The organism is Paenibacillus periandrae, assembly GCF_022458865.1.
Taxonomy (GTDB): Bacteria; Bacillota; Bacilli; order Paenibacillales; family NBRC-103111; genus Paenibacillus_S; species Paenibacillus_S periandrae.
In genome coordinates, this window is sequence record NZ_JAJNMU010000005.1 from 196,743 (window position 1) to 220,742 (window position 24,000).

At 47.1% G+C, this 24,000-nt stretch carries 23 protein-coding genes and 1 riboswitch; of the genes, 5 read left to right on the forward strand and 18 right to left on the reverse strand.

Features of this window, described 5'->3' with window-relative positions; genetic code table 11:
* Positions 1-116 precede the first annotated feature (116 nt).
* The 5 genes from LRL21_RS09890 to LRL21_RS09910 all read right to left on the reverse strand — a co-directional run bounded on the left by LRL21_RS09890 (position 117) and on the right by LRL21_RS09910 (position 4,218).
* Positions 117-1,097, reverse strand: coding sequence for an ABC transporter permease (locus LRL21_RS09890; protein WP_240415613.1), 981 nt, complete (start codon positions 1,095-1,097; stop codon positions 117-119).
* Positions 1,090-2,001 carry an ABC transporter ATP-binding protein gene (locus tag LRL21_RS09895; protein ID WP_240415614.1) on the reverse strand — a complete coding sequence of 304 codons (912 nt, stop codon included), beginning with the start codon at positions 1,999-2,001 and terminating at the stop codon, positions 1,090-1,092. Before LRL21_RS09895 ends, LRL21_RS09890 begins: the two co-directional genes overlap by 8 nt.
* Positions 2,002-2,012: 11 nt before the next feature.
* A complete protein-coding gene (locus LRL21_RS09900; protein WP_240415615.1) occupies positions 2,013-2,819 on the reverse strand; it encodes a GDSL-type esterase/lipase family protein in 807 nt (268 codons plus the stop codon).
* A gap of 105 nt (positions 2,820-2,924) precedes the next feature.
* The gene (locus tag LRL21_RS09905; RefSeq protein WP_240415616.1) at positions 2,925-3,401 is read right to left on the reverse strand and encodes an NUDIX domain-containing protein; all 477 of its coding nucleotides are present in this window, start codon (positions 3,399-3,401) and stop codon (positions 2,925-2,927) included.
* A gap of 87 nt (positions 3,402-3,488) precedes the next feature.
* Positions 3,489-3,597: riboswitch (SAM riboswitch) on the reverse strand.
* Between the two features lie 81 nt (positions 3,598-3,678).
* Positions 3,679-4,218 carry a class I SAM-dependent methyltransferase gene (locus LRL21_RS09910; protein WP_240415617.1) on the reverse strand — a complete coding sequence of 180 codons (540 nt, stop codon included), beginning with the start codon at positions 4,216-4,218 and terminating at the stop codon, positions 3,679-3,681.
* A 224-nt stretch (positions 4,219-4,442) separates the two neighbouring features.
* Here LRL21_RS09910 and blaI point away from each other — a divergent pair, with 224 nt between their 5' ends.
* Positions 4,443-4,817 carry a penicillinase repressor BlaI gene (blaI, locus tag LRL21_RS09915; protein ID WP_240415618.1) on the forward strand — a complete coding sequence of 125 codons (375 nt, stop codon included), beginning with the start codon at positions 4,443-4,445 and terminating at the stop codon, positions 4,815-4,817.
* A 75-nt stretch (positions 4,818-4,892) separates the two neighbouring features.
* Complete coding sequence (locus LRL21_RS09920) at positions 4,893-6,467, forward strand: M56 family metallopeptidase (RefSeq protein WP_240415619.1); 1,575 nt, start codon at positions 4,893-4,895, stop codon at positions 6,465-6,467.
* Between the two features lie 208 nt (positions 6,468-6,675).
* On the opposite strand, the gene LRL21_RS09925 is transcribed toward LRL21_RS09920, so the two are convergent.
* The 7 genes from LRL21_RS09925 to LRL21_RS09955 form a co-directional block, all read right to left on the reverse strand.
* Positions 6,676-7,722 (reverse strand): alpha/beta hydrolase family protein, encoded by a 1,047-nt coding sequence (locus LRL21_RS09925; protein ID WP_240415620.1) that lies wholly within the window; start codon positions 7,720-7,722, stop codon positions 6,676-6,678.
* Positions 7,719-9,347 (reverse strand): response regulator transcription factor, encoded by a 1,629-nt coding sequence (locus LRL21_RS09930; RefSeq protein WP_240415621.1) that lies wholly within the window; start codon positions 9,345-9,347, stop codon positions 7,719-7,721. The genes LRL21_RS09925 and LRL21_RS09930 overlap by 4 nt, the downstream gene beginning before the upstream one ends.
* Entirely contained in the window at positions 9,340-11,154 is a 1,815-nt protein-coding gene (locus LRL21_RS09935; protein WP_240415622.1) for a sensor histidine kinase, read from the reverse strand. The genes LRL21_RS09930 and LRL21_RS09935 overlap by 8 nt, the downstream gene beginning before the upstream one ends.
* A 73-nt stretch (positions 11,155-11,227) precedes the next feature.
* Positions 11,228-12,568, reverse strand: coding sequence for an ABC transporter substrate-binding protein (locus LRL21_RS09940; RefSeq protein WP_240415623.1), 1,341 nt, complete (start codon positions 12,566-12,568; stop codon positions 11,228-11,230).
* A 27-nt stretch (positions 12,569-12,595) separates the two neighbouring features.
* Positions 12,596-13,426 (reverse strand): carbohydrate ABC transporter permease, encoded by an 831-nt coding sequence (locus tag LRL21_RS09945; RefSeq protein WP_240415624.1) that lies wholly within the window; start codon positions 13,424-13,426, stop codon positions 12,596-12,598.
* A gap of 12 nt (positions 13,427-13,438) precedes the next feature.
* Complete coding sequence (locus LRL21_RS09950) at positions 13,439-14,296, reverse strand: carbohydrate ABC transporter permease (RefSeq protein WP_240415815.1); 858 nt, start codon at positions 14,294-14,296, stop codon at positions 13,439-13,441.
* A gap of 279 nt (positions 14,297-14,575) precedes the next feature.
* A complete protein-coding gene (locus LRL21_RS09955; protein ID WP_240415625.1) occupies positions 14,576-16,021 on the reverse strand; it encodes a DEAD/DEAH box helicase in 1,446 nt (481 codons plus the stop codon).
* 258 nt (positions 16,022-16,279) lie between these two features.
* Between LRL21_RS09955 and LRL21_RS09960 the strand changes: the two genes are divergently transcribed.
* The 3 genes from LRL21_RS09960 (at position 16,280) to LRL21_RS09970 (ending at position 17,749) form a co-directional block, all read left to right on the forward strand.
* Positions 16,280-16,519, forward strand: coding sequence for an AbrB/MazE/SpoVT family DNA-binding domain-containing protein (locus LRL21_RS09960; protein ID WP_240415626.1), 240 nt, complete (start codon positions 16,280-16,282; stop codon positions 16,517-16,519).
* Positions 16,513-16,848 (forward strand): endoribonuclease MazF, encoded by a 336-nt coding sequence (gene mazF / locus LRL21_RS09965; protein WP_240415627.1) that lies wholly within the window; start codon positions 16,513-16,515, stop codon positions 16,846-16,848. Before LRL21_RS09960 ends, mazF begins: the two co-directional genes overlap by 7 nt.
* 139 nt (positions 16,849-16,987) lie before the next feature.
* The gene (locus LRL21_RS09970) at positions 16,988-17,749 is read left to right on the forward strand and encodes a DeoR/GlpR family DNA-binding transcription regulator (RefSeq protein WP_240415628.1); all 762 of its coding nucleotides are present in this window, start codon (positions 16,988-16,990) and stop codon (positions 17,747-17,749) included.
* Between the two features lie 135 nt (positions 17,750-17,884).
* Here LRL21_RS09970 and LRL21_RS09975 read toward each other — a convergent pair whose 3' ends face one another.
* From LRL21_RS09975 to LRL21_RS10000, 6 genes are all read right to left on the reverse strand, one after another.
* Positions 17,885-18,736, reverse strand: coding sequence for a glycerophosphodiester phosphodiesterase (locus LRL21_RS09975; RefSeq protein WP_240415629.1), 852 nt, complete (start codon positions 18,734-18,736; stop codon positions 17,885-17,887).
* A gap of 150 nt (positions 18,737-18,886) precedes the next feature.
* Positions 18,887-20,215: an ABC transporter substrate-binding protein gene (locus LRL21_RS09980; protein ID WP_240415630.1), complete on the reverse strand. Its 1,329-nt coding sequence runs from the start codon at positions 20,213-20,215 to the stop codon at positions 18,887-18,889.
* A 62-nt stretch (positions 20,216-20,277) separates the two neighbouring features.
* Positions 20,278-21,108: a carbohydrate ABC transporter permease gene (locus LRL21_RS09985; protein WP_240415631.1), complete on the reverse strand. Its 831-nt coding sequence runs from the start codon at positions 21,106-21,108 to the stop codon at positions 20,278-20,280.
* 39 nt (positions 21,109-21,147) lie between these two features.
* Positions 21,148-22,026 carry a carbohydrate ABC transporter permease gene (locus tag LRL21_RS09990; RefSeq protein WP_240415632.1) on the reverse strand — a complete coding sequence of 293 codons (879 nt, stop codon included), beginning with the start codon at positions 22,024-22,026 and terminating at the stop codon, positions 21,148-21,150.
* Positions 22,019-23,071: an ABC transporter ATP-binding protein gene (locus LRL21_RS09995; protein ID WP_240415633.1), complete on the reverse strand. Its 1,053-nt coding sequence runs from the start codon at positions 23,069-23,071 to the stop codon at positions 22,019-22,021. The genes LRL21_RS09990 and LRL21_RS09995 overlap by 8 nt, the downstream gene beginning before the upstream one ends.
* 31 nt (positions 23,072-23,102) lie before the next feature.
* Complete coding sequence (locus LRL21_RS10000; protein WP_240415634.1) at positions 23,103-23,864, reverse strand: DeoR/GlpR family DNA-binding transcription regulator; 762 nt, start codon at positions 23,862-23,864, stop codon at positions 23,103-23,105.
* Positions 23,865-24,000 lie beyond the last annotated feature (136 nt).

The window sequence follows — 24,000 nt, forward strand, 5'->3', positions numbered from 1 at the left end:
GCAATCCCACATGACTCGTGGTGCTGCAGGGTTATTTGCCTAATGGTTAGTAGTTATCAGGACATCAATCATACTCTCTCACGATACTTAGTAGCTTGCTTTGGACCGACTGATTACTAATAAACATCCCGCCTCGTAAACGAAACGAATGAAATGATCAAAGCAGCTGTGCCCCAGACCAAGAGCACGAGCAGTGAGAAGCCCAGTGACATCCCCTCAACCGGAGGAGCAGCATCCTCCAGATAGCTGATCAATTGCAAATTAACCATAAACAAATATTTAGCCGATTCCCATGAGGCAACCATCGTACTCAGGATCGTCCCTGCAATGAGACAGGCCAGCATGATGCCCATGACCGCCGCGGTGCTGCGCACCAGAACGGAGAACATGAACGTAATTGTAGCTACCACAGCCGATACGAACCACGCCAATCCCAATTCCATCAAAATATACTGCCATTGCGGCACTAAATGCATTCCTGATGCATCCAGCTGCCCGCCACTTACCTTGAAGCCGGTAAGTACCGGCGCTCCCCACCCCTGGAAGCCAAACACGAGCCCGGAGATGACGGCTGACAGCAAGCCGAACAGCGTAATGATCAAGGACACAGACAGCAGGAGTGCCAAATATTTGCTGAGCAATATGCGCCATCTGCGTACCGAGTGCGTCAGCAGCACCTTCATCGTGCCTGCGCTATGCTCCGCGGAAACCAGATCAGCGGCAATGATCATCATCATCAAAGGCAGAAGCAGATTTATACCACTCTTTACAAAACCCCGGACAAACGTCGGGGCACCCGGCTCAGAAGGGTTCACATTGTATTCCAAATAATATTTTTGCTGATTCATGCGAATCTCCAGCTCTTTGCGTGTAGCCTCTGGCGTTCGACTGCTCGTAATGCGATTTTGCCAGCTCGCAATACGCTGCTCCATCGCCACGCGCCAATTGACATCTCCGAACCTCTTGCGGTTTTCCTCAGCTTGCCGATATTGTGCATACGTAAATACAGAGATCAGAATCCCCAAAATGAGCGCGATGACCAGCAGCCTTCTTTTGCCGGTAAGCTTTAACATCTCGTTAAATACCAGATTAGTCAATGCCTTGTCCCCCCGTCAGCTCAATGAACAGATCCTCAAGCGACGGCAGCTTGCGGCTGATCTCGGTTACGGTCACTCCCGCTGCCACGAGAATCTGATTCCAGCGACCGATCTCCTGCTCCATATAGGGAGTGATCAAGAGCGCCCCACGCGTTTCTACCGAATCGGTTAACCCGCTCAACACCTGATAGCCCTTATCGATAGGCTGCAGCCTCCAGCTTACCCGCTCCTGCTGGGCCAACAGGCTCTGTACCTTGTCCACCCGGACAATCCGACCCTTGGATATAATCGCGACACGATCGCACATCAGCTGAATTTCGCTCAGCAGATGGCTAGAAACGAGCACGCTCAAGCCTTCCTTCTCCGCCAGATAACGAATGAATTCACGCATTTCTCTGATGCCTGAAGGATCCAGACCATTGGTTGGCTCATCCAGAATGAGCACCTTCGGATTCCCAAGCAAGGCTTGAGCAATCCCGAGCCGTTGGCGCATCCCGAGCGAGTAGGTTTTCACTTTATCGTGAATTCTGGCACTCAAACCGACCAGCTTCACCACATCCGCTATCCGGGCATCGTCAATTCCTTCCATCATCCGCGCGAAATACTGCAGGTTGCTCCATCCGCTCAAATACGTATACAGCTCAGGGTTTTCAACGATACAGCCCAGATTCCGCATGGCCTCCGGAAATTGGGTATGCAGATCGTAGCCGCACACCTGAATCGACCCGGATGTGGGACGGATCAGACCGACAAGCATTCTAATCGTGGTCGTTTTGCCAGCACCGTTGGGTCCCAGGAAACCGAACACTTCGCCTCGCCTCAGGTCAAAGTCCAGACTCTGAATAATTTCCCGCTTGCCTATCACCTTTCTCAGACCCTTTACCGACAATGTGATTTCGTCCATATCCCCACCCCCTACCACGTAATTAGCGAAGCCAATCGGTCCCCGATTAATCGGTAGCCGGCTGCATTCGGATGGAACAGGTCTTTGGCCAAATAATCCTGTACCTTCAATTGAAATAAATCAAAGGTCGGCACCAGCACAGTTAACGTATATTTGCCAGCAATTTCTGATGATTTATAATTCCAGTCCCTCACGACTTTGTTCGTTGTGGCGCTATCCTTCAATTCACTGAATGGGTTGTACAAACCAATGATGAAAATTCTCGCTGTAGGATTGTGCTCCCGCAGCTGCTGCAAAATACCATCGAGCTGAGGCAAATACGCGTCCTCGGTTTCTTTGATTCGGTTCTCCGATAAATCCCCCATTGCCTGTCCGCCGCGGAACAGATCATTCCCGCCTATGCTGACGAGAATAATATCAGCCGCCTTAACCTGAGCCTGAACGGGTGCTTGTCCAAGATACGCCGCCAATTGTGTAGAGGTTTGTCCATCTATCCCGAGATTTTCCAACACAATCTCTTTGCCTGACTTGGCCTTCATATCCGCTACAGCATGTCCGACATATCCCTTCCGCTCCGGGTCCCCCGTCCCTTTGGTCAAGGAGTCGCCAAGTGCCAGCACCCGGAAGGTGCCCTCCTTAACTGCAACGGGAGCTAATACCGGAATCGCTGCTGCTGGCTGCTCTATAGGTGCTGGTGGAGGCTGCACGACCGCTGCACCTGTGAAGTAATCCTGCATCGCAAATACAAGCCCGCCTACCCACAACAGCCCCGATACCAAGCCCATGATCATCGTCCATCGAATCACCTTTTCTCTCATATGAGCCCCGCTCCCACCCTCCGCTGCTTACGATTATATGCTGCTTTGAACATACCATATGAAGCTGAAAGCTGGCTGAAAGTTGGTGGGTTTTGCCCAGCAGCATCACATAATCGTCCATGTAAACTTGTCAGTCGTGCCGGGTTTATTCCACTCGAATCTCGCATTAAGAAATGTTTGCTCCGCTACCAGAATACGAATACATTCCTTGTAGTAATCAGGCACCTTCTCGTTAAGCTTAAGATCGCTTAGCGCCACCCAGTGCGGAATATGCTTTTCAGGCTCCTTCGTCATCAGCTCTCCAAGAACATGATGTGTTACAAAAAAAGCAGTCACAGCATGATCCTGATTTGCATGATTGATATAAGAAACAATGCCTCTTAACATTGGCCTTTCCATACATAGACCGGTTTCCTCATCCATTTCTCTGATGCAAGCATCCTCCAAAGTTTCATGCAATTCGACACCACCGCCAGGAGGGGTTAATTGCTGGTAATTAAAATAGCTCGGAATCTTTTTTTCCATGAGTACTATGCTACTATTCCTGACAGCCACACAAGCAACTCTAGTTCGTATTGCCACATAAATCCCTCCTAAAATTGTTCAAAATCAACAAAAAACCCCCTATGAAAGGGGGCTCTACAGTCAAGACTCTTACCGTGCTTCTCCCTCTCATCTTCGCAAAGAATGAACTTTGCAGGAATTTGCACCGTGCTTGTAGCAAGTCGGTTGCCGCGGTTTCATAGGGCCAGTCCCTCCACCGAACTCTGGATAAGAGCTATATGCAATTGTTATTTTTACATTATCAGCTTATCTCAGGTATTTCAAGACCAACTATTGATGCTTTTTTATAATACCTCTACTTACGGCTGTACACATAAACCTTGGTTCGATATAGGTCCTTACAGGTGATCATCCGATCAGGCTCCCAGCCTGGCATCGCAAAGCAGACGCTAATCACCAGCGCTCCCGGTGCCAGCCGCTCCTGAAGGATTGTACTCAGACGTCTCATGGCGCCGGGGTATAAATAGCAGACCACGATATCCGTATGATCATAGGAATATCCATATATATTTCCATAGCTAAAAGTCAATCTGTCTCTATTCAGGTCTCGGGCTGTCAGGCGACCGATCAACCGCGAGCTCCATAGCGGAATGAGCGAATTTTCAATGCCAATCAGCCGCCAACCGGGACAATGCTTGACCAGATGCAGTGCGAGCGTTCCCCAACCCGAGCCAGCTTCAACAATCGAACCTTGTCCGGAACATCGGTTGATTTCGGCGGCTACCGTGCGGCGGACCTGAAGCGATGAAGGCATCGGCGTAATTCCATTCAACAGGCTGGAGGTTACAATTAACAGCATTGCTAGCAGCATGACGGCTATGCATACAACTGACATGATTTGATAAAATGAGACCGTCACGCTTCTCCACCTTTCCTCATTGCTTATTCAGACAGCGACTGTGTCTCCTGAGGCTCTATTTTATCACGTCTTCCCAATTTAAAATACCTGCGAGGCTGATTCCTTCAAGTATTTGAATTTATAGTTGACAACTGTGGATTACATCTGTAATATGATTATTGTATTACACATGTAATCCACAATAGTCAGGAGGTAAGCCTATGGCAAATGTCCCCCAAATATCCGATGCGGAATGGGAAGTCATGAAAGTACTCTGGGCCAAGACACCGCGTACGGCCAACGAGGTCATCGAGGCTCTGGAAGATCAAACCGATTGGAAACCAAAGACGGTAAGAACGCTGTTAAACAGACTGGCCCAAAAACAAGCTATTTCGTATTCGCAGGAAAATAAGGTGTACGCCTATTTCCCGCTCGTAACCGAGGACGAATGTGTAAGGTACGAAACGGAGTCTTTTCTGAAAAGGATTTACGGCGGTGCCTTTAAACCGATGCTGGTTAACTTTTTGAAAGAAGACAAGCTCTCTGCCGAAGATATTAAAGAATTGAAAAGCATCCTTGATGATAAAACAAAATGAACAAGCTGCAGGCAAGCATCAAGCCCGCCATTATCGCATTAGAAGTGAGTACAAAAGAGAAAGGGAAGGGTGAATGTGAATCAAATAACGGAGCAGCTTATCAAGCTGTTCGATTGGGTATGGTCGGTCTCGATCATGGCAAGTGTCTTGGTTGTACTGATTATTGTGATGCAGCGTGTGCTCAAGAATCGGTTGAAACCAAGATGGCATTACTTGATGTGGCTGCTCGTAATAGTCCGATTAATGCTGCCATGGGGCCCAGAGAGCGAATTCAGTATTTATAATTGGATCGGTTATACGGATTCCGTTCACTCTAACGTCCATGTCAATCAGGAAGAAAGATCTGCAGAAGCTGCACTACCGGAAAAAACCGCTGTCCAAACGATGTACCGAAATGTTTTCGTGGTATGGCTGATTGGTGTGTGTGTATTGGGGGCGTACACAATTCGGATCAATAGAAGCTTTGCCCAACAGATGAGCAAAGAGACGGTTACGATAACCAATGCAAGAATACTGGAGCTTTTTGATCAATGTAAACAAATGATGTCGATTCATAAACCGATTGCTCTGGTGGAATCCCCCAGTACGTCTACACCGACCCTTTTTGGTATGATCAAACCGCAATTGATCATGCCTCAAGCTACAATAAATCATTTGAATGACGAGCAATTGCAGCATGTGTTCCTGCATGAATTGGCCCATAGCAAGCGAAATGATATTGCGGTTAATTGGTTCATGCATATTTTGCTAATTATTCATTGGTTCAATCCCGTCCTGTGGTATGCCTATCGTCGAATGCGGGAAGATCAGGAAATCGCCAGCGACGCGCTTGCGCTCAGTTACCTTGCTCCTGACAAAAGCCAGGATTATGGACATACCCTCATCAAATTATTAGAAAATTTCTCGCAGCCGGCAAGAGTCGCAGGGAACGTCAATCTTACAGGCAGCAAAGCACAGCTGCAAAGGAGAATTACGATGATCAAACAGTTTAAATCCAATTCGTACCGCTGGTCTTTCCTTGGGATAGCGGCCATAATCTTCATTAGTGGCTGTACGCTAACCAATCCCAAGACAAGCGAGACAGCCTCACAATCGGTGAGTACAACAATCTCCGAAGAAAAAGTCAAACAGTCGGCTGCAACGGATTCGAAGCCGCCAGCTAACGAAGAGAAGCTAGGAGGATCTGCTTCGATAGGGACACCACCAACGGCGCTGGACGACAAGCCAACACCAACGCTTACCGCTCCCAGTGAAGCGCAGCCTACCATAGTGGACGATAAGCCACGAACGGCCGCCCCTGCAAGACAGCAGCCAACGGGATCGGAAGAGAAGCCGATGCTGTTCGCATCCACAAGTCAGGAACCAGCGGTTCAGGAAGACAAGCCAAAACCTGTCGCATCTGTAAGGCAGCCAGCGGTGTTGGATGATAAACCGAGGCAAGCAGCTGTTGCTGTACCGGAGCCAGCCGTGTCCGGCGAGAAGTCGAGACCGGCTCCAGCACCTGCCGCAGCACAGAAGCCAATGCTGTTAGAAGACACACCAAGATCAGCCCCTGCCGTTGCACCACTACCACCCGTGTCGGACGACAAGTCGAAGCCTGCTCCTGTCCCTCAAGTCGTAGTGGAACCAGCGACCTTACCTAGCAGCTAATCGCTCTGCAGTGGAGCTGGCAGTGGTATACCGCTAGCTATTTAGATACGATACAGAGAATCCAAAGCTGGGGTAATGCCTTACCGCTTCCGATGCAGCCGATGCTTGCTCCAAGAAACTCTTTCTACCAGACTGCCGGGAAAATACCGGCAGTCTTATTGCAGCTTCTGCACAAGCAGGAGCTGCCAGGACGCGAGATAGCTTCAGCTCAAGCACCCCAGTGCTCTCTGACAAAATCCCATACACGGTCTTTAAAGTAACGGTGTCCCCCGTCTCCTACAAACAGCTCGCATCGGTCAGCTGCACCGAATTGCTCATATATGCTTTGAACATGCTCGAAGGAAATATGTACACCCTCTATTGGAAACAGCGGGTCGGATTCGCCGTTGATCATCAGCACAGGACGGGGAGCAATCAACCCTATCACATCGTACATCTCTCCGACCTGCATCATACCGGGAACGGCATTGCAGATACAATGATGGACCGAAACCACCGAATGCTCAAACGTACAAAAATAACAGCCAGGTGCTACCAAGCGAATACGTTCATCCAGAGCTGCTGTAAATACGCACACCGCACCTCCACTGGAATTGCCCGTTATCATAACCTTGTCCATATCCAGCTCCGTGCGAGTCGCCGCATAATCCAGCACCTTGCTGAAGTCATGAACCCGCTCCCCAATTAAGGAACGGCCAAACATGAGTGATATCCGCTGCAGATCATCACAGGATTTGCTTTTCCCTTCGTCCATATCCTCCTGCCGGGCCATCTCCCAGAACCCGCGCACTTCCGGTACAATAGCCGCATAGCCCCGCGCAACCGCTTGCTCCGCTAAATCCCGATCCTGGTGTACGGCCTCTTCCCGAGCCTCCGGGCTCTCAAAGTTACCCGCATAGTCCTCCTTGCCGCGTCTCCCATGCCCATGCGCACAAATCGCTAAGGGCACCGGCTTTACCATATTCTTCGGCAGCAGAAGATAGAATGGTACTTCGATATCCGTTTCACTTGTGATATAGATCTTCTCCCGTACATAATCAGGAAACTCGACGATTTCCGTTACTCGCGGCGATAACGGGACGCCGGCTGATTGTCGTCTGATTTGCTCAAGGCCTGTGATCTCAGCCAGTTTATTGCGAAAAGCCTGCTGCCATTCCAGCCACTTCCCTGTGTCCAACACCTGATGATAATCAAACTCACGTGTAGTTTTTGCCAGAACCGACTGAATATATCTCTTCTCGTCAAAGTAAATCATGGTTTGCTCCTCCTCGTATCGCAGCCCCGGCTATAGATCAGTGGGGGCACACCGATTTCATTTTTGAATAGCTGAATAAAGTAACGCTTATTGTCGTAGCCCAACGTATAAGAGATTTCTTCCACCGTTTTGTCCGTGTTATCCAACAGCTCTTTGGCCTTATTCATCTTGGTTTGGATCACATATTCAATAAAGGTCAAGCCCGTTTCCTTCTTATACAATCTGCTGAAGTAGGAGGAATTCAAGTGCAGGTAATCGGCTACCTCCTCTAGCGTTATTTTGTGATGCAGATGATCCTGAACGTATCGCTGCGCTTCACTGATTTCCCCCCGCTTGGATTGTTGGAATATAGTACCCATTTGCGAAAGCATCTCTTCCAAATGCACTAACATCCAGCTTTTCAATTGTTTCGTATGATCGATCTCGCTCATCGTGCTGTGGAGAACCTCAACGGAATAGTTGGTTTGGAATTTTTGCAGTGATTTGAATTTAACTCGCATATCCAGAAGCAGCTTCAATGCCCATTCTTTGACCATATCCGGGGGGAACCGTTCTTTCTCTACAAAGGACATCCATCTGGAAGCCGCCTCCTCCATGCCCTGGACATCCTCCTGCAAAATTAGCTGTTTGATTTCCTCAAGCGCCTCGGAAAAGCAGGTAAACAAATCTGCTTTTGAAAACTCCTCTTCCTTAATAACACCTATATACCCTTGCGGCAAATAAAAACGATGATCGAGCATATGTAATAGCTTGAGCAGGCTAGCTTTGAGCTGATGCGGTTGTCCTGATCGTTCACCTAGATAAAATGAGACCTGGACCCTTAAATATTTGGCAAGTGAATCCTGAACCTGCTTGAGAGTATCGTGCACCAAGCTGTATCCGTTTTCCTTCACCGTCAGGCGGCAGGGGATGAATAAGAATCCTGACTTGATACTGTAGCGAAAGCTGATCGCTCCCTCCACCTTCTCCAACATTTCATCCATCACATTGTCCACCGCATACATCAGCATGTCATCACACATATTCAAATTCTTTTTCGTTTGCGCATGCTGTTCGATGTGGTAAAGCACAAGCAAGTAAGGGTGAGCTTCATAGTTAATGCCATACTGCCTGAGCGTATCCAACCACTCTTCCTGATGCCATATCTGATTATTCATAGTGCCTAACAAAAATTTTTGCTTCAGCTCCGCCTTATTGTCATGTAGAATATGCTGCAGCTGTTTTCTCTGTTTCCGACTTTCCCTTACCGCATCCAGGCGCCCACAAAGCTGCTGCAGCTGGATCGTTATCGAGTCGGGAGATATGCTTTCCTTCAGCATGTAATCCTGAACGTTCAGCTTCACAGCCTGTTGTGCGTAATGAAAGTCGTTGTAGCAGGAGAGGATGATGGTGCAGAGCTCTCCGTTCAGCTCCTTTAGCTGTCTGATTAACTCGATACCCGATATTTGCGGCATACCGATGTCCGTAATCAGAATGTCGGGCATTTCTGCCTTTGCATGTTCAAGTGCTTCAAGGGGGTTATCATACATGCCCTGCATGAGCAAGCCAAGCTCATCCCATGGTATGATTTGCTCCAAATATTCCAGTACGGGGTAATCATCATCAACCAACATGACCTTATACATACGATTTCCCCTCCCTTCGATGGCTTCCTGGAATATAAATGCTGATCTTGGTTCCGAAACCTTCCTCACTTTCTATAGCTAAAGTGCTGCTACAACCGTATATGAGCTGCAGACGTTCATATGCATTTTTTAATCCGATTCCCGAGATATCCGTGTGACTAGAACCGCTCTCTTCCGCATCCATACCGGAATACAATTTCTTCCGCAGCCTACCCAGCACCTCCCGCCCCATTCCATCCCCATTGTCCTCTACGGTTATAGCTAATCCTTTGGAATCCTTCCAGCTCGCGACCCGAACGGTACCACCTTTATGCCTTAGCCCGTGAAGGATAGCATTTTCTACAAAAGGCTGAATGGAGAAACGCGGAATTTCCTCCAATAATGTCTCCGAGGCAGGACTAAGCTCCAAGACAATAGGCTCCTTATGCCGGAAATTGACCAGCAGGACGTAGTTGGAGATCAGCTCAAGCTCGTCATGCAAGGAAATATACTCATTGTTGCGATTGATCGTCATCCGCATAAACGAGGATAAGGAGCTGAGCAGTTCAGCATTTTCCCGGTCACCCTTCATCCAGATTTTCATTCGCACGGAATTAATCGTATTGAACAGGATATGAGGATTCACCTGAGCCTGGAGCATTTCGAGCTCTGCTGTCCGCTTGCGTGTCTGCTCCAACGTAATTTGTCCGATCATGAGCTGGATACGATCGAGCATATGGTCGAAGGATTGGGCGAATTCTCCAATTTCATCCTGTGTTAAAATATTCGACCTTACCGTTAAATTCCCGGAACGCACCTTGGCTGCCACCTTACCCAACAGCTTGATGGGCTTGGTCAACTGGTTCATCAGATACAGCAAAATGATAAGAAATACGGCAAAACAGGTGATCGTCAGCAGCAAAACATTTTGATGGACACGACTGATCGTATCGATCGCTTCTTTATAAGGCACCATGCTGACCAAATACCAATCCGAAAAAGACAGCTTATGCTTGACCAGCAAAAAATCCTTGTCCTGTTCCTTAACGATGACGGGTCCCTCGCCCTCATCCCCGATCTGGTTCATATACGGAAACGTTGTACCGATTCGTGCAGGGTTGGTATGTGATAGCACGGCTCCCTTACTATTCACCAGCATAATCTCTTGTGAGCTGCTGTAATTCTGAAATATATGATGAATATCCGTTTCGAACATGCTGGCGATAATATAGCCGCTCGTTCTGGAGGAATTTCGAATCGTACGGGCAATCGTGATCAGATATGGACTTTTGCCAGCACTGGAAACAATATAGTTGGGCTGTGTCCCCACCCAATACGTTTCCAACGCATCTCTATTCTCCAATTGGCGAAACCAATCCAGGCGAGTGAAATTCAATGGATCGTAATCCTGAAATTCAGAATAGTTGGAGTAAGCGGTTCCAGATGTATCTATAACGGCCAAATAGATGGGATTGCTCGCAGCCGTCTCCACGTTGGCGAATTTCTCATTCATCCTCTTGAGCTGAAAAAATCGGGCTGCAGATCCCTTGTCTGTCATCGTGTCATTCAAAATCGTTGTAACCTCATTATCGAACTGTATGACATTCGTGGTGTAGATCAGGTTGTTGATCAGATTCGTAACATAAATATCCAATGTATATAAGGTTTGCTCCGTATTGGCAACCGCTTGCTCCTTCAGCACATCCTTCGTAATATAGTTGGAAATGAGCACTGCGATGACCATCGGGACAATCAAACAAAGGATCGAGGAAACGAGCAATTTTTGCCTAAATGACTTGACGTTAAGGATGTGTGCCCAACCGTTCATATATTCACTTCTTTTCCGTTGTTAAGAAAAGGACCGAGGAGCCATCATCTCCTTGATCCTCATCTATCATCCATTACTTTTTGTTTGCTGCTGCAATTTTGTTCAGCGCTTCGGTCCCCTGGGAAATCGTCGTGTTGAGATCCTGAACACCGAGCAGGAACTTTTCCGTTTCCCCATTGAAGGCTTTCGCTGCTTCCGCACTATAGGTAGGAGGCATATCCAGCTCAGCAAATTTAAATGTATTCATTACATGCAGCAGCGATTCCTTATCCATAAATTGTGGCTGGGCCACATTGCTCATAACCGTATCGACAAGCTTGGATTTGTCCGCTTTCTTCCAGGCGGGAAACTCCTTGCCTTGCAGAACCAGCCCTTCCGTCGATAAAAAGCGCGCTGCCTTATAAGCTTCTTCTTTATGCTTCGACTTGGAGGATATAGCGATGAAATCTCCGTTAACTCCTGTATATCCACTCGTATCATCCTTGGAAAACTTCGGATAAGGGGCGTATACCGTTTTGAAGGTTGCAGGCAATTGAGCCGTACCTCCGGATTCCTTCACCAGCCAGGACCCGTCAAACACCATAGCAATGTTGCCTTTCATGAAAGCCGCACGGTTATCCAGCTTTTGTGCGATAATGTCCGCATAAGGCATTGCTGTTTTATCGATTTGCTGCGCCTTCCACATCAACTCCAGCGATTTCCTCGTCCGGGCGTTATCCACATTGGGCGTCCCGTCTTTTTTGTACATCCCGTTTTCCTGCGGCTGATTCGATAGCACAGGGTTCAGCAATGTATTATGGAAATGGCCCCCGTATACCTTTTTCACACCCTCGCCCTTCGTCAGCTTCTTGGCGTAATCCATGTACTCATCCCAGGTCCAATCCTTCGGCACGGGGAGTCCGGCCGCATCCAGGTAATCTTTATTCAACAGTACCAGCTTTGCACTGTATTTTCCAGGAATGGCATAATATTTCCCATTAAACTTCATGTCCAGCATATACTCGTCGTCGTAGTTAAGGCCTTCCTTTTTCATATATTCATCAAGCGGCTCGAGCATTCCCATGCCAATACGCTGTGAATAAGCACTTGAGCTATTGAGTACAAAAATATCTAATTGCTCACCTGAAGCAGCCAATAAATCGAGCTTTTTCATAGCATCAATCGCACTTTCAGTAAGAAATTCGTACTCCAGCTTAATGTCGGGATTCTTGGCATTAAAAGCGTCAACCGCTTTGTTAATCGCTTCCCTCTCATTAGTGTACCAGCTGTGCAGCTTAATGACGACTGGCTTTTTTTCAGACGGGTTGTCTGTCTTTTTATTCGGATCCTGTGCACTTGGTCCGGAAGAACAGCCCAGCATAGAGCCACAAGCAAGTATTACGGTTAATGGTATCGTTAGCCATTTTATTGTCATGATATTTCCCCCATATCGTTCGAATGTTTACCCTTTAACGCCACCAAGAGATATGCCTTCAATAACCTGCTTCTGTCCAATAACGAAAATAACGAGCAGTGGAATAATCGCTGAAACGGTACCCGCCATAATGAGTGAATAAAATTGTCCATTTTCGTCGGCAAACGACTGAATGCCTAATTGCAGCGTATACAAATGCTGAGAGCGAAGAAAAATAAGCGGGTTCTGATAGTCATTCCAACTCCATATAAACCGCAAAATCGCATAGGTCGCGATCGCTGGACGAACAAGCGGTATCCCAATATAAACAAATGTCCGATAATGCCCTGCACCGTCAAGCTTGGCTGACTCCATAAGCTCCTTGTTGATTCCCAGAAAAAACTGCCTTAGCAAAAATGTTCCGAGCACGCTAAAGCTGCCAAGCAGAATAAGTCCCGTATGGCTGTCAAACAATTGCAACCAGCGGTAAAAGATGAACTGGGGAACCAGAATGGCTTCGTGCGGAATCATGTAGGTGCATAGCAGCATGAGGAAAACCGCACCTTTGCCTTTAAAATCGATTTTGGAAAAACCGTAGCCTGCCATGCAGGAAACTACAATGGAAACACATGTCGTGATGCAGGTTATTTTCAGAGAGTTCCAGTAAAAAAGCGGAAAGGGGGATTTCCCCAGCCACACGGCTTTATAATTGTTTATCGCATTCCAGTGGCGGGGAATCCATTCAACCGGATAATTGAACACATCCGCTTCCGGCTTTAATGAAGCTGAAAGCATCCATATAAACGGCAGCATAAATGCGATTCCTAAACAAGACATGATCACGGTGATCATCAATTTCGTTGGATTGAGCTTTGTCATGCCTTCACTCCCTTAATAGTAAACCCACTTCTTTTGCCCGTACCACTGGATAAGCGTGATAAGCAGGACAAACACGAAGAGCACCAATGCCATTGCCGATGCATATCCGATATTCAAATTAATGAAAGCGGTTTCGTACAAGTAATATACGAGAACCGAGGTTGACCGCGCCGGCCCTCCCTGCGTCAAAACACTAATAATATTAAACACCTTGAAGGAACCGATAATACCCGTCACAAGTAAAAAGAACGATGTCGGCGAGAGCATAGGAATTGTAATACGAGTCAGCTGTACCCACGGGCTGGCACCATCCATCTCCGCTGCTTCGTAAAGATCCTTGGGGATCGACTGCAGTCCGGCCATATAAATAATCAAGTTAAACCCGATTCCTGCCCAAGTCATAATTCCCATGAGAGAAGGAAGCGCATAATTCACATCGGCCAGCCATTTGGGAGGATTGGAAACACCCATCGCAATCAGCATTTGGTTAACCGGACCGTGGCTCGGATGAAATAATACTTGCCAGACGATACCAATAGCGACAATACTCGAAATATAAGGCATAAAATAAATGATTTTAAATAAGTCCTTGCCATAAACCGATTTATTGATCACAACTGCCAGCAGCAGAGCAAGGATCATTGTCAAGGGAACGATCAGGATAAAAAGCATATTATTCATAATCGATTTCCAAAAAATCGGATCGGCCTCTAATCTTTTAAAGTTGCCTAATCCTACAAATTTCATTTGATCGATGCCCGCTACAAAATTCCAGTCGGCAAAGCTTAATAACAGTGAGGCGATAACTGGCACCATAACCAGTACGAGAACACCGAGAAGCATCGGTCCCACAAATACATAACCCGTCATCGTTTCAATCCGGCGAAGCCGATTGTTGCTGGCTTTTGATTTTCTTGCCTGCAGATCGATAGCCGTGTTGGAATACAATGAAACATCTCCTTTCCATAAGCAGCTTTTTTTTAGTTGATCAACTAAGTTATCTTCATTATGGAGGATCCCATTTCACTAAAACATGCAGAGGTTTGACCGAATTGTAATTATTTTGACTAAAATAACCGGTGAATACAAGAAAAGCAGGGGCAAGGGAATTCCCTGACCTCCTGCTTGCCGGCTGAATATATGTGCCTCTTACTTAAAAGCTTCATGTACCTTAAGCTGCTTCCCTTTAATCGTCGTATTCTTCATCGTTCTGAGTACGAGCGGGCCCTTTCCATTCAATATATCGACATACGTCACATTATCCTGAATCGTAATAATGCCGATATCCGCCACAGTAACCCCTTCAATTTTGGCAAGCGTTCCGACAAAATCGACCGCTCTGAGCTTTTTCTTCTTGCCTCCATTAAAGTACAGCTTCAAAATCCCCTTGTTCAGCTGCTCGTTTCGATCCGCCTTAAGCTCAGGCTGGGTCTGCATTTTCGCTTCAAAGGCTTCGCGGGCAAGGTCGACTTCTTCTGCCGAAGGAGCTTCCCTTTGCGGTATCTCGAATCCAATGTAGCCCTGGATATCTGCAAGAAACCGCTCCTCATGAGGCGTGACCAGACTGATCGCTTTACCGGTTTTGCCTGCGCGGCCGGTTCTTCCTGTCCGATGCACATAGCTGGCTTTTTCCATAGGCAGGTCATAGTTGATGACGTGTGTGATATTATCGACGTCGATGCCTCTCGCCGCTACGTCGGTCGCGACCAAATAACGGAATTCGCCTCTTTTGAACGCATTCATTACCTTGAAGCGATCATCCTGCAGCATCCCGCCATGAATTTTATCACACGTATAATCAGCCCGCTCCAGCTGCTCGCACACCTCGTCCACATGCACCTGAGTACGGCAGAAGATCATACAGCTATCGGGATTTTCCACGATAATCACGTTTTTCAACAGCTTAAACTTATGCTCCTCTTTCACCATAAACAGTGAATGCTCGATCTGATCTGCTGTCGTTACCGCAGTCTGAATCTCGATGTCGATGGGATTTTTCATATATTGGTGACACAGCTTCTCCACGTCTTTAGGTAAAGTAGCCGAAAATAACAGTGTGATCCGATACTCTGGCAGCTCATCAATAATCGCTTCCACCTGATCGATAAAACCCATTCTGAGCATCTCATCCGCTTCGTCAATGACCAAAAATTCAAGCCGCTCCAGATCGAGCGTTCCTCTTTTGATATGATCCATCACTCGTCCCGGGGTACCGACAACCACGTGACACTTTTGATTTAATTCAAGCTGCTGCTTGGCAAAGGGCTGCTTGCCGTATAACGCGGCCGCTTTAATCCGTTTGAACCGGCCGATATTGGTTATATCCTGCTTCACCTGATCGGCAAGCTCCCGCGTCGGTGTCAAAATTAACGCCTGCGGCCTGTTCTCCTCCCACTCTACCATTTCACAGATCGGAATCCCGAATGCTGCCGTTTTCCCACTGCCCGTCTGGGACTTCACAGCAAGATCCTGCTTCGTCAACGCAATCGGGATCACCTGGCTTTGAACATCAGTTGGCTCCTCATAACCAAGGCTTTCCAATGCCCGTACAATATCTTCACTTAATGTATAGTCTCTAAAGCTTCGTTTACTCATCGGTGAACTCCTTTTATATGCCTCTATTGCCTCACACAACGCAAGTGCTTGCCTCAAATTATATATCAGCAGCTAGAACAAGTCACCCATTCTCGGTGACGCAGCACTTTTTGTTGGTATAAAGGGCCTGAATGTTATTATGATCTGGCCAGGTATGATGTGCTGTTTGAGTGTATGTCCTTTCCATATCGGATATACTATGTATACACAGCCGAGCAGAAAGGTGTTATAATAGAGTAAGCTAATGAAAAGAGGACGATGAATATGAAGGTTCAAAAATGGGGAAATAGTTTAGGTATACGAATTCCCGGTCCTTTTGCAGAACAGTTAAATATTACTGAAGGATCTGAAGTTGAACTGTTTTTACTTGATAAGGAACTTATTATAAGACCAACACGCCAAAAACTGAAGCTTGAAGATCTTCTGGCTGGGGTTACACCTGAGAATCGACATCATGAAATCGATTTTGGTAAACCAAAGGGGAATGAAACGTGGTGAATCCTGTAATTCCAGAGCGGGGTGACCTTGTCTACCTCGACTTCAATCCGCAATCGGGCCACGAACAGGCTGGGAGAAGACCTGGAATTGTTTTATCACCTCAGGCATTTAATCTTGTGACCGGTTTTGCTGCAGTCTGCCCAATAACGAGCCAAGAGAAAGGGTATCCCTTTGAAGTTAGACTACCCGCTGGATTAGAAATAAAAGGTGTTATATTGTCCGATCAAGTTAAAAGCTTGGATTGGAGAGCTAGAAATATTGAAATAAAAGATAGAGTCTCGCAAGAAATCATAGATGAAGTACTCGAAAAAATTCATACGTTCTTATAAAGCTAAAAGTAAAGGGCTTGTCGCAGCAGGCCGAAGCCCGAGAGCAGCCGCTACTCGTATCCATGTTTGAAATGGAGTTTATATATGAACAAAGATATAACGGGAATGTGCGAAGCATTCGTCAAAATGGGGGATATCCTTGCTAGCTGCTGAAAGAAAACTGAGGATCGTAGAATATGTAAGACAAAGTCGGGTCGCTACGGTTGCAGCCTTGGCCCGTGAATTTGGTGTTCATGAGGCTACCATTCGGCGGGATCTCGGGGAGATTGAACAGGAGGGTTTACTGAAGAGGACCCATGGTGGCGTTATTGTAGAACAATGGACACATGATGAGCCACCCTTCATAGAAAGATCGAATCAACGTTTGGAACAAAAAATGCGAATTGGTAAAATGGCGGCCAGCATGGTCGAGGATGGGGAACACATCATCATCGATTCCGGGACGACCACCTTGCATATCGCCAAAAACCTGGTTCACCGCTCCAACATTACCGTAGTAACAAATGATATGAACATTGCCGCTGAATTGAAGGATGCATCCGGTATTAAAGTTATTGTAACGGGTGGCGAGCTCTACCCTTCCAGTTATATGCTAAATGGCATGTTTACAGATCACGTCCTGAGATCACTGCATGTTGAAAAAGCATTTATGGGTATACCGGCAATACATCCCAAGCACGGCTTGATGCACCCGGAGGCTCAGCTGGTGACGGCTAAGCAGGGGATGATTCAGGCCGCTCAAGAAATTATTGTCGTAGCTGACGATAGTAAAATCGGTAAGCTTTCCCTTCATTCCGTGGCCCCTAACAGCTCTATACACAGCTTGATCACAGGGAAAGAAGTCCAGGAATATGATATCAAAGAATTCCGCGATAGCGGTGTTAACGTAATCATGGTTTGATCCTTATATGAGCTTCTAGTTGTCGTTTAGGGAATAGCAGCAGTTAACAAACAAGAGGGAGGGGCGTTAAGCACCCTCCCTCTTGTTTGTTAACGATGAGTATGATGATTGCGATGTTTGTGATGTTATGTTGGGTCAGGCAAAGCTGTACCGTTCAAGCGTCTGGACAAAAACCCTTGGCTCATCTACTGCAAATCTCCGGATCCCGATATCCAGCAAGGCAAATAAGGAATCCTGACTGAAATGAAACGGCAGCACCTCAAGCTCCAATCCCTTATCAGCGAGCTGCTCCAGAGCCATCTGCAAATACTCGCGCTGTACCTTGTATGCCCACGGTCGATTCGTGGTTTCTCCTGAGTTATCCGCATCAACCAGATGAATTTGCACAATATCCAGAGCGTCAAAGCCGCTATCGGCAGCTGCTGCGAACTTGCGCGCAACCTCTGCTTCGGGATTCGATCCGCCCGATATCCATAACATCGTACGAATACCGGGGACAAGCCGCTTCATGATTCTGCAGTTATCATGGTCCCGATGACAAAATATGATTTGCCGCGCAACACCACAGCGTTCAATCAGCGCCGCCAGCTTATCCAGATCAACCTGCTTGTAATCCAGATACAGCTCCCGATCAGAATGAAGCGCCAAGACAGCTAGTACCTGCTCAAGCGAAGGCACCTTTTCTCCCCGATATTTATCGCTGAATCGGACACCCGCATCCCAGGCTTGCGTTTGCTCAAATGTACATTCCGATATGAGCCGGTAACGATCTGCTTCTGAAGCCGTTGTTGTACGGCGCGGTGTTTCATCGTGCATACCGATGATGATGCCATCAGCAGTTTGCCGGATATCAATCTCCGGAATGCCGCCAAGCTCCCACGCATACTCCATCGCCGCCATCGTATTCTCTGGAAATTCCGCTGCCGTGCTTTGATGAGCCTGCCAATGGACCCGCTGTGCGGCTGCTTTCTTGTTCGTAACGGACATAGTGATGTTAAACACCTCTCTAAATTAGATAGACGAGCTTGAGATTAATCATTCATATTTTGTTTGTTTATGCTCATTTATGTTTATTTAGATTATCACCCGAAAATATTTCTGTCAATATAAAGCAACCAGCTCCGTTACCCAACAAACCTACTTTTTCATAAGTTTTTCAGCTGAATTTTTGAATGTAGTCAGTGTCGTCTGAATATCCTTGTTGTCATACATGATTGCTTGCATAGCAGAACGAAACTCCTGTACAATTGGCGTCCATGCCAAGTGCTTATTCGTGTCAATAGCGTATTGAAGCTGATCATAAGCGACCTTACGATTCGGTTCTTTTGCATACAGCTCTTTAATTTCTTTGGACTCTACCATTTTCTTCGTGAAAGGCAGATAACCTGTGTCGATTACGAACTGTTGTGCGCCTTTAGGGTCCGTCATCAACCAGTACATAAACTCCCACGCAGCTGCTTTGTTTTTGGAGGAGGCCAGCATGGTAACGTTCGCTCCTCCAGTTGGTGTGGCGTACACATCATTTTTGGGCAGGAAGGAGGTTACATACTCAAACTTCGCATTTTGCGCCATACCCCCGATACTTCCTGTCGATTGAAGCAGCATGCCGATTTTTCCATCCACAAACATTTGATTTGCAATATTTCCCGAATCCTGTGTCGGCGGGTAGAACAATGCTCCTGTGTTCTGAAGGTCCTTCAGGTAACTGAACACTTTAAGCCCTACGCCGTTGTCGTAAAACCCGACCGAGGTGCCTTCATCATTAAAGAATTTACCTTTGGACTGAGTCATCATCGCAATGATATACCAATCATCAAAAGGCATGGATAAGCCCTGACGTTTATAAGCACCGTTTTCTTTAATAACCAGCGCATTGGCGACGGTTTTCATTTCTTCCCAGGTTGTAGGTACCTTGAGTCCCAGCTCATCCAGCATCGTTTTGTTAACATGAAGAATCGGTGTGGAACGGTTCAAAGGCAAGGTGACTAATTTTTTATTAAAAATAGAGTGGCCCATCAGTCCTTGAACAAATTCATCTGTGCTTAAATTCGATTTCTTCATATAAGGTGTGAGATCCTCCAGCACGTCTGCATCTGCAAACAGCTGTACAAAAGAACGTTCCAGCATACTGACATCAGGCGCCGTATTCGCTGCTGCTGCCTGCTGAAGCTTCGTAACCACTTCATCGTAGCCGCCCTGGAAGGTACCTACAACCTCAATATCCGGATGAGAATCATTGAAGCGTTTAATCATTGCATCCGTATATTCACCGTTTTTCCCACCCATGGAATGCCAATACTGAATCGTCGTCTTGCCGGCCTTTGTTGGCGCTGCCGCCGGTGCTGCTGTTGGTGCTGGAGTAGCTCCAGTTGCTCCGCCGTCATTGGCTTGAGGTGCTTGACTACAACCTGCAAGTACACCAAGCAGCATCGTTGATGCCATAATCATAGATACATTTTTACTCATTTTCATCTTCCTCCCGTTTCTGCGTGCATATTGATGAACCTTATTCGAAAGCTATTAAACGATCATTTAATCCCTGAATAAACAAATGCTTTTACAATTTGCTTCGAGCAAATCACATACACGAGCAAAATTGGAACGACCAGAGCCACATTACCAGCCATAATAATATGCCAGTTGCTGATACCTTCCGTTTCTCTAAGCATGGCGATTCCGAGCGTCAGCGGACGAACCGGGTTCGAATCTGTCATCACGAGTGGCCAAAAGTAATCATTCCAATGACTGACAAAGCTGAATAAAGCGATCGTTGCCAATGCCGGCATGGACATGGGCGTCATGATTTTCCAAATAATTTTGAACTCACTGGCGTTATCCAGCTTGGCTGCTTCAATAATTTCTTCAGGAATTTGCATGAAATATTGGCGTAATAGGAAGATGCCGAAGGCGTTAGACATAAAAGGAATAATTTGCGGCCATAAGGTTTTGATCAATCCCCAATCAGCGAGCATCAGGTAGACAGGGATAAAGGTGATTTGACCGGGAATCATAAAAGCCAGCAGTACCATGCCAAACAAGATTTTTTTCCCTGCAAAATGGTATTTGGCAAAAGCGTAAGCAGCCGGAATCATCACAGCAAACTGCAACACGATGATGGACAGCGTGACAACTATCGAATTTTGGGCATAGGTCAAGAACGGACCGGAACGCATAGCAGTCGCAAAATTATTCCATTGGGGCGATGCCGGGATTAAAGTCGGAGGAAACGTCAAGGTTTCCTGAATGGTCTGCAGCGACGTGGAAATCATCCAAAAAAACGGAAAAACAAAGATGATGAGAAGCAGCACTTTTAATAAATTGCTTAATACCGACCAGATGTGCCTGGATTCAAATGTCATGTATGTACGAACCCCCTTTCTTTCCGTCGTTTGGATCACCTATTGATAATGCACCTTTTTGGACAGCAGCCGGAAGTAGACGAATGTCAGCAGGCTAATAATAATGAGCAGCACGACTCCGGTAGCAGCCGAGTAACCGATACTCGTGGTTCGAAAACCATAGATATAGTAAACAAGTGTATTGGTTGCATTATTAGGGCCTCCGCCCGTCATGATTTTGACCGTATCAAACACCTTAAACGAGCCGATGGTCATGATAATCAAGATGAAAAACAGCTGCGGTGATATCATGGGCAGTGTAATTTTGGTAAACACCTTAAATCTGCTTGCATTATCAAGTGCTGCCGCTTCGTATATCGTAGGCGGTATACTTTGTAGTGCAGCCACAATAATAAGCGTGTAGTAGCCGACGCTCTGCCATACAGATACGATGATGACCGATAATAATGCCGTATCCGAGCTTTGCAGCCACTGGGAAGTGGGCAGTCCCATCGCTCTCAGAGCAAAATTGAGCAAGCCCTGATTCGGTTCCATCAACCACAGCCACACGAGCGATACCGACACAATCGATACGATATGCGGGGTAAAAATGCCTGCCTGCACAATCGCATTGAAGCGAATTTTTTTGTTCAACCAAATCGCCATCAGCAGCGAAATGACCAGGGTGAGCACGACAACGCCAACGGTATAAGTCACTGTGTTCCCCAAAGCCTTGTAAAAGTCACCCCGGGTAAAAATTTGCTCAAAATTTTCCAAGCCGATAAATTTGCTTTTCGATTTATTCATCAGATTGTATTTATAAAAGCTTAAGTAGATCAGATACGCAATCGGGTAGATGACAAAGGTCAATATCCCGAGCATTGCAGGGGCGATCATCAGATAGGGACGCACCGTTTCCCAAACTGTTTTTTTAACCATGGGAAAATCCTCGCAGCTTCCGCATATAGTCATCCCATTGTTTGTGATCCTTGCCAATCCGGTTATTGTCGGCCCCGAAGAAATCCAGCTTCGCTTCCGGTACACCGAGGTAAACCTCCTGGTCGACGGCAAACAGATCCTCTGTGCATTTCACCATAAAAGCATCCGGTCCTGATCTAACCTGATAAATCGTTTCCGATCCCAGCATTTCTCTCGTCACAACCACACCACGCAGCGATAGGTGGTGCTCAGCAGGCTTGTCCGACAAAATGGCACTCTCCGGACGGAATCCATACTTCACCCCGCCCACTCCCAAATCGGCTACGTTCATCGGAGGAACTCCGATAAATTGTGCGGCAAACAAATTGTTGGGCTGACGATACATCACATCCGGCGGAGCCTCCTGCTGAATTTGACCCTTATTCATCAAGACGATTGTATCCGCCATTGACATCGCCTCCACCTGATCATGAGTGACGTAGACGAACGTCGTACCGAGCTTTTTGTGCAGCTCGATCAACTCAATCCGCATCTGTACTCTGAGCTTTGCATCCAGATTGGATAAAGGCTCATCCATCAGAAACACCGAAGGCTGCTTGACCATAGCACGGGCCAATGCAACACGCTGGCGCTGACCACCTGACAAGGTGGACGGTTTACGATCCAGATACTCATACAGTCCAACCGTAGCGCTGATGGTCTCCACCAGACGGGTACGCTCTGCTTTGGGAACCTTGTTATTTTTCAAACCGAACTCAATATTTTCCCGCACCGACATCGTCGGGTAGATGGCATAGTTCTGAAACACCATCGCAACCCCTCTTTTGCCAGGCGCAATGCTCGTTACATCTTTTCCGTTAATGAGCACCTGACCTGACGTTTGTGGATCGATGCCAGCGATCATGCGCAGCAAGGTCGTTTTCCCACAGCCGGACGGACCGACCAGTACCGTGAATTTGCCGTCTTCGATCGTCAGATCGAGATCCTTGATGACCGTATGTTTCTCAAATGTTTTGGTAACTTGTCTGAACTCAATGGAAGCCATAAGCAATCCCCCTTTCCCTATGCATTTACATTTATACCCTGTACACCGTCATACCCCAGTCCTGAAAAGGCTTGATATCGTAATCACTCACCTCTTTACCTGTAATCAAGGTGTGAATGGCCGAGTTCGGGGCTACGGTATGGAGCGATAGCTTGCCGATCTTGCTGTCGTCGGTCACGACTACGATTTCCCTGGCCGACTTGATCATCCCCTGCTTCGCCGTGACCAGTTGGGCTTCCGGATGCATAAGTCCGTGCTGCGGGTGCAGCGCAGGCGTTCCGATGAATGCCTTCTCCACATGCAGCGACCCCAGTACATGATCCGTGAACATGCCATTTAGCATATAACTGGAAGGATACAGCTCTCCTCCGGTTAAAATCACTTTAATTCGCGGGGCATCTCGCAGCTCGGCAGCAACGTTCATATCGTTCGTGACGACTGTTATATGGGAGCGGTGAACGAGATTTTTGGCAATGTGCAGTGTCGTGGTGCCGGAGTCGATAATAATGTTCTCCCCGTCTTCCACCAGGCTTGCTGCCATCTGACCGATTCTTTCCTTTTGATCCACACGCTGGTGCGTTCTTTCGTTAAAGGATGGCTCATCGTGAGTCCACTGCTCAATGATGACACCGCCGTGAGTCCGCTTCAGTATGCCCTCCTGCTCAATTTCCGTTAGATCCCGGCGGATCGTAGCCTCATGCACGTTAAACTCATTGGCAAGCACAGTAATGGTCGCTGTCCGATACTGCCTCACATATTCCACAATACGCAGCTTTCTCTCTGCCGCCAGCATTCGTCAATTCCCCCTTGATCAACTCTGTTCATTACTGCAATATAAACATTCGTTTTGTTCATTCATGTTCAATTGTATTGTAATCATGAAGCATCAAGCGGGTGTTAAGCCGATATGAAGAATACGTAAATCGATT